General features: G+C 73.6%; 10 protein-coding genes. 4 read left to right on the forward strand and 6 right to left on the reverse strand.

Going from position 1 to position 10,805, the window contains the following annotated elements:
• Positions 1–125: 125 nt before the first annotated feature.
• From ACFV9Q_RS28900 to ACFV9Q_RS28915, 4 genes are all read right to left on the reverse strand, one after another.
• Complete coding sequence (locus ACFV9Q_RS28900) at positions 126–749, reverse strand: TetR/AcrR family transcriptional regulator (RefSeq protein WP_377237268.1); 624 nt, start codon at positions 747–749, stop codon at positions 126–128.
• A 27-nt stretch (positions 750–776) separates the two neighbouring features.
• Positions 777–1,697 carry an SDR family NAD(P)-dependent oxidoreductase gene (locus ACFV9Q_RS28905; RefSeq protein ID WP_377237269.1) on the reverse strand — a complete coding sequence of 307 codons (921 nt, stop codon included), beginning with the start codon at positions 1,695–1,697 and terminating at the stop codon, positions 777–779.
• Positions 1,694–2,446, reverse strand: a complete 753-nt coding sequence (locus ACFV9Q_RS28910) for an SDR family oxidoreductase (protein WP_377237270.1) — start codon at positions 2,444–2,446, stop codon at positions 1,694–1,696. Before ACFV9Q_RS28910 ends, ACFV9Q_RS28905 begins: the two co-directional genes overlap by 4 nt.
• 280 nt (positions 2,447–2,726) lie before the next feature.
• Complete coding sequence (locus ACFV9Q_RS28915; protein ID WP_377231088.1) at positions 2,727–4,148, reverse strand: cation:dicarboxylate symporter family transporter; 1,422 nt, start codon at positions 4,146–4,148, stop codon at positions 2,727–2,729.
• A 130-nt stretch (positions 4,149–4,278) separates the two neighbouring features.
• Between ACFV9Q_RS28915 and ACFV9Q_RS28920 the strand changes: the two genes are divergently transcribed.
• Both ACFV9Q_RS28920 and ACFV9Q_RS28925 read left to right on the forward strand, forming a co-directional pair.
• On the forward strand, positions 4,279–6,066 hold the full coding sequence (locus ACFV9Q_RS28920; protein WP_377237271.1) for an ATP-binding protein: 1,788 nt from the start codon (positions 4,279–4,281) through the stop codon (positions 6,064–6,066).
• Positions 6,063–6,761 (forward strand): response regulator, encoded by a 699-nt coding sequence (locus ACFV9Q_RS28925; protein ID WP_377237272.1) that lies wholly within the window; start codon positions 6,063–6,065, stop codon positions 6,759–6,761. The genes ACFV9Q_RS28920 and ACFV9Q_RS28925 overlap by 4 nt, the downstream gene beginning before the upstream one ends.
• A gap of 171 nt (positions 6,762–6,932) precedes the next feature.
• Here the strand turns inward: ACFV9Q_RS28925 and ACFV9Q_RS28930 are convergent, their stop codons facing one another.
• On the reverse strand, positions 6,933–7,493 hold the full coding sequence (locus ACFV9Q_RS28930; RefSeq protein ID WP_377237273.1) for a hypothetical protein: 561 nt from the start codon (positions 7,491–7,493) through the stop codon (positions 6,933–6,935).
• Positions 7,494–7,615: 122 nt separating this feature from the next.
• The gene (locus ACFV9Q_RS28935) at positions 7,616–8,605 is read right to left on the reverse strand and encodes a helix-turn-helix transcriptional regulator (RefSeq protein ID WP_377237274.1); all 990 of its coding nucleotides are present in this window, start codon (positions 8,603–8,605) and stop codon (positions 7,616–7,618) included.
• A 114-nt stretch (positions 8,606–8,719) separates the two neighbouring features.
• On the opposite strand from ACFV9Q_RS28935, the gene ACFV9Q_RS28940 reads away from it, so the two are divergent.
• Entirely contained in the window at positions 8,720–9,877 is a 1,158-nt protein-coding gene (locus ACFV9Q_RS28940; RefSeq protein ID WP_377237275.1) for an ATP-binding cassette domain-containing protein, read from the forward strand.
• Positions 9,874–10,692: an ABC transporter permease gene (locus ACFV9Q_RS28945; RefSeq protein ID WP_377237276.1), complete on the forward strand. Its 819-nt coding sequence runs from the start codon at positions 9,874–9,876 to the stop codon at positions 10,690–10,692. Before ACFV9Q_RS28940 ends, ACFV9Q_RS28945 begins: the two co-directional genes overlap by 4 nt.
• The last annotated feature ends 113 nt before the right edge of the window (positions 10,693–10,805 follow it).

The raw sequence follows: 10,805 nt of genomic DNA on the forward strand, positions 1-10,805 counted from the left end.
GGGAAAAGGGGGGGGGAGGGACCTCCCCCCCCCTTCCTCTTCCCCCTGGGGGGGGGGTGTGGTGTTTTTCCCTTTCTTCCCCCCCACCCCCCCCCCACACCCGCGTTCACCTGCGGCCGGGAAACTTAGGGGCGGGCTATGCCCGTCAGCACGTTGTGCACCAGGGCGTCCGCGAACGACTCCGTGACCGGCTCGTCCGGGACCAGCAGCCGGTGGTAGACGGCGCCCCAGAGCTGGTCGACCACCACCTGCACGTCGACGTCGTCGCGCACCTGCCCCGCCTCCTGCGCCGCGCGCAGCCGCTCGGCCGCGAGGCGACGCCGCTCCGACGAGTACAGCGTGCGGTAGGCGACGGCGAGGTCCTGGTCGGTCTGCGACTGGCCGATCAGCTCCGCGAGGATGCGCCCCGCGGGCGTCGTCGTCATCAGGTGCACGAACGCCCGGAGCTGGTCGCGCAGGTCCACGCGGATGTCGCCGGTGTCGGGGAACGCGAGCGTCTGCTGCACGGCGTGGAAGTAGCCGTCCAGGGCCAGCGCCCCCTTGGAGGGCCACCACTTGTAGAGCGTCGTCTTGCTGACGCCGGACAGGCGCGCGACCCGCTCGAACGTCAGGTCGGCGATGCCGTCGGCCAGCAGCACCTCGCCGACGGCCCGCAGCACGTCTGCGCGCACGTCGTCGGCCGGCCGCCGCCCGCGCCCCCGGCTGCGCGCGGGCGCGTGGCCGTCGGACGCCGTCACCTGGTCCGTCATGTCCCCTCCTCCTCAGCTCCCGCGAGTCTAGGTGGGCTCGGCGTCGCTGATCGGCGAGGCCGCCGCCCTCACCGCGAGCAGGTCCGGCAGGTCCACGCGCTCCAGGAACTCGCGGCGGGTGCGGTCGGCGAGGTCCGAGACCGCCTCGGAGCCGTCGTCGGCCGGGTCGATGTGCACCCGGTACGGCCGCTGCCCGGCGGGCAGGGCCACGATGCGGGCGATCTCGTCGGCGACCAGCGACACGTCGGCGTCGGGCGCCAGGGCCGCGAGCTTCTCCGCGACCTGACCCATCAGCCCGGCGTACCGGGTCTCGTACTCGGCCTCCACCGCGGCGTCGGCCGGGTGGCCCGCGTGCGCGAAGTGGTTGGTGCCGCTCGTGAACGAGCCGGGCACCACGATCGACGTCTCCACGCCCCAGCGGGCCAGCTCCGCGGCGTACGACACCGCGAGGGAGTCCATGCCCGCCTTGGCCGCGAAGTACGGTGCCAGGTACGGCGGGGTGCCGCCCTTGACGCTGGAGCTGGACACCCAGACCACCAGCCCCGCGCCGCGGCGGCGCATGCCGGGCAGGACCGCCCGGTTCACGCGCTGGGTGGACAGCACGTTGACGTCGTAGAGCTGCGCGAGCTGCTCCGGCGTGAAGGCCTCGGCCGGGCCGACGACCATGTGCCCGGCGTTGTGGATCAGGACGTCCACTTTCCCGTGCTCGGCCTCGATCTGCCCGACGGCGCGGTCGACCGACTCCTGCGAGCTCACGTCGAGCTCGACCGGCCGCAGGTCAGCCGCGTGCTCGGCAGCCCAGGCGCGGGCGGCGTCGACCTGCGGCGCGTTGCGCCCCTCGGTCTGCCGCATGCCCGCGTAGACGGTGTGGCCCGCGGCGGCCAGGGCCCTCGCGGTCAGCGCCCCGAATCCGCTCGACGCCCCGGTGATGACGACGACGGCGCTCATGCCAGGCCCCCGTTGGTGTAGATGACCTGACCGTTGACCCAGCGTGCGGGGCCGGCCAGGAACGCGACCGTCTCGGCGATGTCCTCGGGCTGGCCGAGGCGCTCGAGCGGCACGGCGTTCGCCAGGTTCTGGATGGTCTGCTCGTCCTTGCCGTTCAGGAAGAGCGGGGTGGCCGTAGGGCCGGGCGCCACCACGTTGACCGTGATGTCCTTGCCGCGCAGCTCGCGGGCCAGGATCAGCGTCATGCCCTCGACGGCGGCCTTGCTGGCCACGTACGCGGCGTAGGCCGGGAACTGCGCCCGCACCACCGACGTCGAGAAGTTGATCAGGGCGCCGCCGGCGCGCAGCCGGTTGGCGGCGAGCTGGGCCACGACGAACGTGCCGCGGATGTTGGTGCGGTGCATGCGGTCGAGGTCGGCCAGGTCGAAGCTCGCGACCGGGCCGAGCAGCATGATCCCGGCCGTGTTGACGACGACGTCGACGCCGCCGAACGCCGCCTCGGTCGCGTCGAACGCGGCGGCCATCGCGGTCTCGTCCGCGACGTCCCCGCCGACGGCGATGGCCTGGCCGCCGGAGGCCTGGACCTCGGCGACGACATCGTCGGCCCGGGCCTGGTTGCCCGCGTAGTGGACGGCGACGGCGTAGCCGTCGGCCGCGAGCCGCCCGACGACGGCGCGGCCGATGCCGCCCGACCCGCCGGTGACGAGCGCGACGCGTCGGGTGCCGCTGGTTTCCGTGCTGGTGCTCATGGGGTGCTCCCTGATCTTGGCCGGTCTCGATGTGGACTGTGCGTTCATATAAACACAGAAGTGCACGCGCCGTCCATATATTCCCGCACACCGGCCCGGAGGGAACGACGAAGGGTCCGCCTCCGGCAGGCGATCCCGCATGCTCCGCGTCGCAGAACATGCCTGATCACCTGCCGGAGGCGGACCCTTGTGTCAGACGGCGGCCGGGGTACCCCCAGAGTTCCCCGGCCGGCGTCGGTCCTTGGTCGGCGCCGTCAGTGGCCGCACGCCGACGACGCCGTCAGACGCCCGTCGGCTCCGGCACCCGCGGGCGCGAGCCGCCCGTGCGGTCGGCGTCGTCGCCGGCATCGTCGCCGGCGCCGTCGTCCGTCGAGCCGGCGGCGTCGTCCGGCGCGTGCAGGTCGTCCGCCGCGCTCTCGTCGAACGGGAGCGCACCGGACAGCACCTCGGTCACGCGGTCGCGGTCGATCTCCTTGGTCCAGGTGCCGATGATGACCGTGGCCACGGCGTTGCCGGTGAAGTTGGTCAGGGCCCGCGCCTCGGACATGAAGCGGTCGATGCCCACCACGATGCCCACGCCGTCGACCAGGTCGGGACGGTAGGTCTGCAGGCCGCCCGCGAGCGTCGCCAGGCCGGCGCCGGTGACCCCGGCGGCGCCCTTGGAGGCGATGATCATGAAGGCGAGCATGCCGATCTGCTCGGGCACGGACAGCGGCGTCCCCATCGCGGAGGCGATGAACAGCGACGCCATGGTCAGGTAGATGGCCGTGCCGTCCAGGTTGAACGAGTAGCCGGTCGGCACCGTGATGCCGACGACCGGCTTGGACACGCCCAGGTGCTCCATCTTGGCGATGAGGCGCGGCAGTGCCGCCTCGGACGACGACGTGCTGACGATCAGCAGGTACTCCCGCGCCAGGTACTTCATGAGCGAGAAGATGTTCACGCGGGCCACGAACCAGAGCACGGCGCCCAGCACCACCACGATGAACAGGATGCAGGTCAGGTAGAAGCCGACCATCAGCGTGCCCAGGGCGACGACGGCGCCCCAGCCGGTCTCGCCGACGACGCCCGCGATGGCGCCGAACGCGCCCACGGGGGCGACCCACAGGATCATCGTCAGCACGCGGAACACGATCGCCTGGACCAGGCGGATCGCGTCGAGCGCGGGCTTGCCGCGAGCGCCGAGCTGCTGGATGGCGAAGCCGACGAGCAGCGCCACGAACAGCGTCTGCAGCACGGACTCACCGGTCAGCGGCGAGACGAGCGTGGTGGGGATGATGCCGAGCACGAAGTCGACCAGGCCGGCGGCCTCGCCCTCCGCCTCGTAGCTGGCGTCCGCGATGTTCAGGCCCTGGCCCGGGTGCAGCACGTTGCCGACGACGAGGCCGATGAACAGCGCGAACGTGGACATCACGATGAAGTAGAGCAGCGCCAGCCCGCCGACCCGGCCGACGGTGGCGGCCTTCGCGATCGAGCCGATGCCCAGCACGATGGTGCAGAAGATGACGGGCGAGATCATCATCTTGATCAGGGCGACGAACCCGGTGCCGAGCGGCTTCAGCGCCACTCCGGTCTCCGGGGAGGCCAGGCCCACGATGACGCCGGCGACGACGGCGACGATCACCGCGATGTACAGGTAGTGACTCTTGTCGAGCCGGCGGCGCGGGGTGGTCCCGGCGCCGGCGGGCTGCGTTACCGCCATGGTGTGTTCCTCTCACAACGCTGTGTGGTCAGCGACAAGAGTGCTGGCCAGGGCGGCGAACCCCACCATTGCGTACATAGTGTTCTCGCGGCGGTCGGAGCAGCCGCGCGGGCGGTCCACAATGGACCCCGTGGCGCAGCGACGGGGTGCGAGTATCGCGAGGTGGTTCCTCGCCGTGCACACGGCGCTGCTGTTCGCCGGGGCCGTCATCGTGTTCGGCCTGTTGGCGCTGGACGCCCGGTCCTCGGCCGAGACGCACGCGGCGAAGGAGAGCACCGACCTGGCGGCCACGGTCGCGGCGGAGTCGCTCGTGATCGACACCGTGGCCCGCGCGCACGACACGCTGGAGACGGACCGTCCGGGCGCCGTCGCCGAGGCCTCCGGGCTGCTGCAGCCGTACGCCGAGCGGGTCATGGCCACGACCGACATCGACTACCTGACCGTGATGGACACCGACCGGACCCGCTACACGCACCGCAACACGTGGCAGATCGGCCGCCCGTTCGTCGGCACCACGGGGCCGGCCCTGCGCGGGCGGACGTTCACCGAGGTCTACGACGGCACGCTCGGCCCGTCGGTGCGCGCCGTGGTCCCCGTCGTGACGGACGACGGCGAGGTGGTGGGCATGGTCTCCGCCGGCGTCACGCTCGACCGGCTGTGGGACAGCATCGTCCCCCGCCTGGTGGTGGTCGGCGTCGGCACCCTGCTGGCGTTCGGTACGGGCGCGGTGGCCGCGACCCTGCTGTCGCGCCGGCTGGACCGGATCACGGAGAGCAAGGGCCCGGACGAGCTGGCGCACCTGTTCACCGCGCACGAGGCGGTGCTGCACTCCGTCGAGGAAGGCATGCTCCTGGTCGAGGACGGCACCGTGGTGCTGGCCAACGACGAGGCGCTGCGGCTGCTCGACGTCCCGGACCTCACGGCGCCGTTCGCCGTGGACGACGCGCGCCTGTCCCCCGCCGTGCACGACGTGCTGGTCGGCACCGCGCCCGAGGGTCCGGTCCGCGTGGGCGACCGCGTGCTGCTCGTGGGCCGCGACACCGCGGCGGCGTCGGGCCGCAACGTCGGCGAGGTGGTCTCCCTGCGCGACCGCACCGAGCTGCAGCGCGTCACCGGCGAGCTGTCGTCGGTGCGCACCATCTCCGAGGCCCTGCGCGCCCAGACCCACGACTTCAGCAACCGCCTGCACACCATCGCGACCCTCATCGAGCTGGGCCGCAGCGACGAGGCGCTGCGGTTCATCGCGGGCGAGAAGGACCTGGGCCAGCGGCTCACGGACCGCGTGGTCCAGGCGATCGAGGAGCCCGTCATCGCCGCACTCGTGCTGGGCAAGGCCGCCCAGGCGCGCGAGCGCGCCGTCGAGATGCACTTCGAGACGCACCTGACGCCGGGCACGCACTGGCTGGAGCCGGTGGACGTGGTGACGATCCTGGGCAACCTGATCGACAACGCGATCGACGCCGCGTCGGCCCGCGCGCTGGCCGGGGCGACCGAGGCGTGGGTCGAGATCTACCTCGCCAACGGTGACGACGGCTCGCTGGTCTTCCAGGTCTCCGACAGCGGGGCCGGCATCGCCGACGCCGACCTCGGGCACATCTTCGACCAGGGCTGGAGCACCAAGGACGCCGCGGCGGGCGGGCGCGGCTACGGCCTGGCGCTCGTGCGCCAGGTGGTCGAGAGCCTCGGCGGCGACGTCGAGCTGACCCGCGGGGCGGGCACCGGCGCGGTCTTCACGGTCACGCTCCCGCGCCCCGAGGGGGCGACGCCGGGCGGTCTGCCGGACGACGGCGCCGTCGTCGGACCGCCCGCGCCCGCCGGACCGCCTGCGCTCGCCGGACCGCCCGCACTCGCCGGACGGACCGGACGGACCGGGCCGACCGGGTCGGGCGGGCCCACCGGGTCGGGCGGCCGCGGATGATCCGGGTCCTGGTCGTGGAGGACGACCACCGCACCGCCGACGCGCACGGCGAGTACGTGCGCCGCGTGGACGGGTTCGAGCTGGCCGGGGTGGTGCACACCGCGAGCGAGACCGTGCGTGCGCTGCGCGACGCCCAGGCCGCCGGCCAGGAGGTGCACCTGCTCCTGCTGGACATGAACCTGCCCGACCGGCACGGCCTGGTGCTGTGCCGGCAGCTGCGCGCGGCGGGCCTGGTGGTGGACGTGATCGCCGTGACCGCGGCGCGCGAGCTGGAGGTGGTGCGCGAGGCGGTCGCCGTCGGCGTGGTGCAGTACCTCATCAAGCCGTTCGCGTTCGGGCTGTTCGCCGAGAAGCTCGGGGCGTACCGCAAGTACTTCGAGCAGATGCGCTCGCCCGTCTCGACGATGAGCCAGCGCGAGGTGGACACCGCGTTCGCGGCGCTGCGCACCTCGAACGCCGCGGGGCTGCCGAAGGGGCTGTCCCAGGACACCCTGGACACCGTGTCCGACCTGCTGGCCCGGGCCTCCGGCGCGCTGTCCGCGAGCGAGGTGGCCGAAGCGCTGCATCTCGCGCGGATCACGGCCCGCCGGTACCTGGAGTTCCTCGCCGACCGCGGCGTCGCGACCCGCGCGCCCCGGTACGGCACGCGCGGCCGGCCGGAGCTGGAGTACGCCCGCCGCCGCCCTCAGGGCTGACGCCTGCCGAAATCCGGATCGCAACTTCCCTTTGAGGCCCGGGTTTCTCCGCTTTCGACAGGCTCAAAGCGGAGAAACCCGGGCCTCAAAGGTGATGGCGGACGGCGGCGGCGCGGACGACGGCGTCGGGCCGAGACGACGGCGGCGGACGGCGCGGCTCGGACGGCGGCGTCAGCTGCCGATGGCCGCCGTCAGTCGGTCGATGAAGTCCTGCTCCCCCGGGCTGACCTTGACGCGCTTGCTGAAGAAGCCGCCCACCTTGGAGCCCGAGGCCTCCGCGACCTGCTCGGCGATCCGCAGGATCCACTCGCCGTAGGCGACGGCGTCCTTCTCGTCGCCGCGGGCGCGCAGGAGCGTGATCGCGGCGCCGGTCAGCTCGACCGCGCGGGCGGTCTCGCCCTCCGGGTCCGGGCGCGCGCCCTCGGTGGCCGCGCGCTCCGTGGCGGCGGCAGCGGCCGCCACCCCGACCTGCGAGGCGGGGTGGGCCGCCGCCTCGGCCTCGGCCGCGTCCTGCTCCTTGAGCCGGTCGCGCATGCCGATCGCCACCGACCGGACGAAGTCGTTCTCGTGCTCCTGGGCCTCGCGGAACACCTTGGCGCCCGAGGTCATCTCCTTGAGGAACTGGAACGCTCCCGGGCGGCCGTCGGCGAGGGTCGCGCCCTTCAGCACGGCTCCCGGGGCGTCCAGGATCGGGGCGAGCTCGTCGGCGGTGAAGTCGGCCAGGTTCGTCATGCGCACGCTCTCTGTCGGGGTCGTGAATACGGGGAACGCCTCAACCTACTGTGCGGTTCCCGCGCGGTGCGCCCCTTCCCGCAGGTCAGGCCGCGCCTCAGGCCGCGCCTCAGTCCCGCACCTCAGTCCCGCACCGCCGCCAAGTACCGGTCCGCCAGCTCCCGGGTCGCCGCCACGAGCTCGGGCGGACCCACCACCTCGAACGGCACGTCGTAGACGCTGAGCCGTCCGGCCAGCCCGGCCCAGGACCACGAGCCGAGCACCACGCGGCACCGGGGCTCGCCGTCGACGTCGGGCAGCGGTTCGCACAGCCCGTTCGCACCCACCCAGGGCGCGAGGTCGGCGGCCCGCGCGTGCAGCACCGCCTCGCCCCGCACCGGCGAGCGGGAGCCGTTGATCCGGGAGCCCACGAAGGCGGCGACGTCGCCGCCGGGCACCTCCCGCGCGACGAACCGCGGGCCGGTGCCCGAGCGCAGCGTGACCCGGTCCACCCGGAACATCCGCCAGTCGTCGCGATCGAGGTCGAACGCGACCAGGTACCAGCGCCCCTCGGAGGTCACGAGGTGGTGCGGCTCGACCCGGCGCGGCGGCCGGAACGCGGCGTCGCCCTCCCCGACGGGGGCCATGGTGCCGCCCGCGTAGTCGAACCGGACGACCTCGCGGGCCTGGCAGGCCGAGCCGAGCGCCAGCAGCAGGTCCGGGTCCACGGCCGGTTCCTCGGGCCCGAGCCGACGCCGCACGGTGGTCACCTCGAGCGCGTCCAGCCGCGCCCGGAGGCGGGCGGGCATGACCTGGCGGATTGTCGCCAGCGCCCGCAGCGCCCCCTCCTCGGCCCCGGGGATCGCGCCCGTGCGCAGCGCGACGGCGACGGCGACCGCCTGCTCGTCGTCGAACAGCAGCGGGGGCAGCTCGGCCCCGGCGTCGAGGCGGTAGCCGCCGTCGGGCCCCTTGGTGGCGGTGACGGGATAGCCGAGCTCGCGCAGCCGGTCGACGTCGCGCCGCACCGTGCGGGGGCTGACGTCCAGCCGCTCGGCGAGGAGCGCACCGGGCCAGTCGCGGCGGGCCTGGAGCAGCGACAGGAGGGCGAGGAGGCGTCCGGAGGTCTCGAGCACGAATCCAGGATCGCACGCGGTAGAGGCCAGGATCTGACCTCTACCTCGGGAAGGCTGAGGGGGTACCGCAGAGCAGGAACCGACCGAACGCACGGACCGCAAGAAGGAGACATCGTGATCCGCACCCGAGCACTCACCAAGGACTTCGTGGTGAGCCGCACCCGCACCGTCCACGCCGTGCGTGGCATCTCGCTCGACGTCGAGCCGGGCGAGCTGGTGGCCGTGCTCGGCCCCAACGGCGCCGGCAAGACCACCACGTTGCGCATGCTGACCACCCTCATCCAGCCGACGTCCGGCACCGCCGAGGTGGCCGGGTACGACGTCGCCGACCGCCCCGACCGGGTCCGCGCGGCCATCGGCTACGTGGGCCAGGGCGGTGCCGGCGGCGCCGCACAGCACGTCCGCGACGAGCTCGTCACCCAGGGCGAGATCTACGGCCTGGACCGCCGCACCGCCCGGACCCGCGCCGCCGAGCTGCTGGAGGCCCTGGACCTGACCGAGCAGGCCGACCGCAAGGTCGAGAGCCTCTCGGGCGGGCAGAAGCGCCGCCTGGACGTGGCCGTCGGGCTGGTCCACGCGCCGTCGCTGCTGTTCCTCGACGAGCCATCGACCGGGCTGGACCCGCACAACCGCGCCAACCTCTGGGAGCACATCCTGCGGATGCGCACCGCGGCCGCCGAGCCGATGACCATCGTGCTGACCACCCACTACCTCGACGAGGCGGACACGTTCGCCGAGCGTGTCATCGTCGTGGACCACGGGCAGGTCATCGCCGACGACACCGCCGACGCCCTGAAGGCCGAGCTCGCGGGCGACCTGGTCACCCTGCGGGTCCCGGCCGGGCAGACGGCGGCCCTCGCGGCGATCGCCGAGCGCGCGCCCGGCACCCGGTCGGTCCGCGTGTCCGACGGTTCGGTCCCCGCGGCCGACGCCGCGGTGCGCGCCCAGGGCGCCGGGCGAGCCCAGGCCGCCGGGCGGGCGGACGGCGTCGAGCAGACCGTCGAGATCCGCACCGCGGACGGGCCCGGCGCCACGCCGGGCCTGCTGCGCGCCGCCGACGCGGCCGGCGTCGAGGTGCGCCGCATCGACGTCGCGCGACCCACGCTCGACGACGTCTTCCTCGGCCTGACCGGCCGCAGCCTGCGGGAGACCGGCGTCGACGGCGCCGGAGCCGACCCGGACGAGCCCGCGAGCACCCCCGCCACCACCTCCGGCACGACCACCTCCGCGACGACCACCTCCACGACGACCAAGAAGGAGGTCCCGGCATGAGCGCCGCGACCCTGACCCCCGCCGCGCAGGCCGCCGCCGAGCGACCCCTCGCGCGCCGCAGCTTCGTGCGCGACACCCGGATCGTGCTCCTGCGGGAGCTGCGCCCGGTGGCGCGCGACCCGTTCTCGATCCTGTTCGGGCTCATCCAGCCGCTCGTGTTCCTCGGGCTGTTCGGTCCGCTGCTCGTCGGCTCGGCGGGCGCGACCCTCGGCACCGACGTCTGGCTCTGGTTCGTGCCCGCCGTGCTGGCGATGACCACGCTGTTCGGCAGCTCGGTGACCGGCTCCAACCTGCAGCTCGACATCTCCTCCGGGGTGCACGAGCGGATGCTCGTGACCCCGCTGTCCCGGCCGGCGCAGCTCGTGGGCCGCGCCCTGAAGGAGATGGTGCCGGTCCTGGCCCAGTCCGCGGTGGTGCTGCTCGTCATGCTGCCGTTCGGCCTGCGCCCGGACCCGCTCGGCGCTGTGCTCACGCTGCTGCAGCTCGCCGTGCTCGGCATCGGCGTCGGCGCCCTGTCGTACTCGCTGGCGCTCGCGGTGCGCAAGCAGGAGTGGATGTTCTGGGTGGTGCAGCAGACCGTGCTGTTCCCGGTGATGCTGCTCTCGGGCATGCTGCTGCCGCTGGAGACGGGGCCGGCGTGGATGCGCGCCCTCTCCACGGTCAACCCGCTGCGCTACGTCGTCGACTCGGGCCGCGCCGCCTTCGCGGGCGACCTGGCGTCCTCCGCCGTCGCGTGGGGCTGGGTGGCGGCGCTGGCCACGGCCGCCGTCGGCCTGACGGTGGGCGTCCGGGCGATGGTGCGCTCGGCGGACTGACCGCCGTCGCGCCGGACTGCGCAATCCCCTTCGAGGCCCGGGTTTCTTCGCTTTGACGGCGCCAAAGCGAAGAAAACCGGGGCCCTGAGGGGACCCGGGAGGAGGGGACGGGC

The sequence above is a fragment of the Promicromonospora sp. NPDC059942 genome (genome assembly GCF_042731755.1).
Lineage (GTDB): Bacteria > Actinomycetota > Actinomycetes > Actinomycetales > Cellulomonadaceae > Promicromonospora.

What these genes read in the sequence shown, in the direction of transcription:
- ACFV9Q_RS28900 (WP_377237268.1), bottom strand. Translation starts at nt 749, where the DNA reads ATGACGGACCAGGTGACGGCGTCCGACGGCCACGCGCCCGCGCGCAGC.
- ACFV9Q_RS28915 (WP_377231088.1), bottom strand. Translation starts at nt 4,148, where the DNA reads ATGGCGGTAACGCAGCCCGCCGGCGCCGGGACCACCCCGCGCCGCCGG.
- ACFV9Q_RS28930 (WP_377237273.1), bottom strand. Translation starts at nt 7,493, where the DNA reads ATGACGAACCTGGCCGACTTCACCGCCGACGAGCTCGCCCCGATCCTG.
- ACFV9Q_RS28910 (WP_377237270.1), bottom strand. Translation starts at nt 2,446, where the DNA reads ATGAGCACCAGCACGGAAACCAGCGGCACCCGACGCGTCGCGCTCGTC.
- ACFV9Q_RS28905 (WP_377237269.1), bottom strand. Translation starts at nt 1,697, where the DNA reads ATGAGCGCCGTCGTCGTCATCACCGGGGCGTCGAGCGGATTCGGGGCG.
- ACFV9Q_RS28925 (WP_377237272.1), top strand. Translation starts at nt 6,063, where the DNA reads ATGATCCGGGTCCTGGTCGTGGAGGACGACCACCGCACCGCCGACGCG.
- ACFV9Q_RS28945 (WP_377237276.1), top strand. Translation starts at nt 9,874, where the DNA reads ATGAGCGCCGCGACCCTGACCCCCGCCGCGCAGGCCGCCGCCGAGCGA.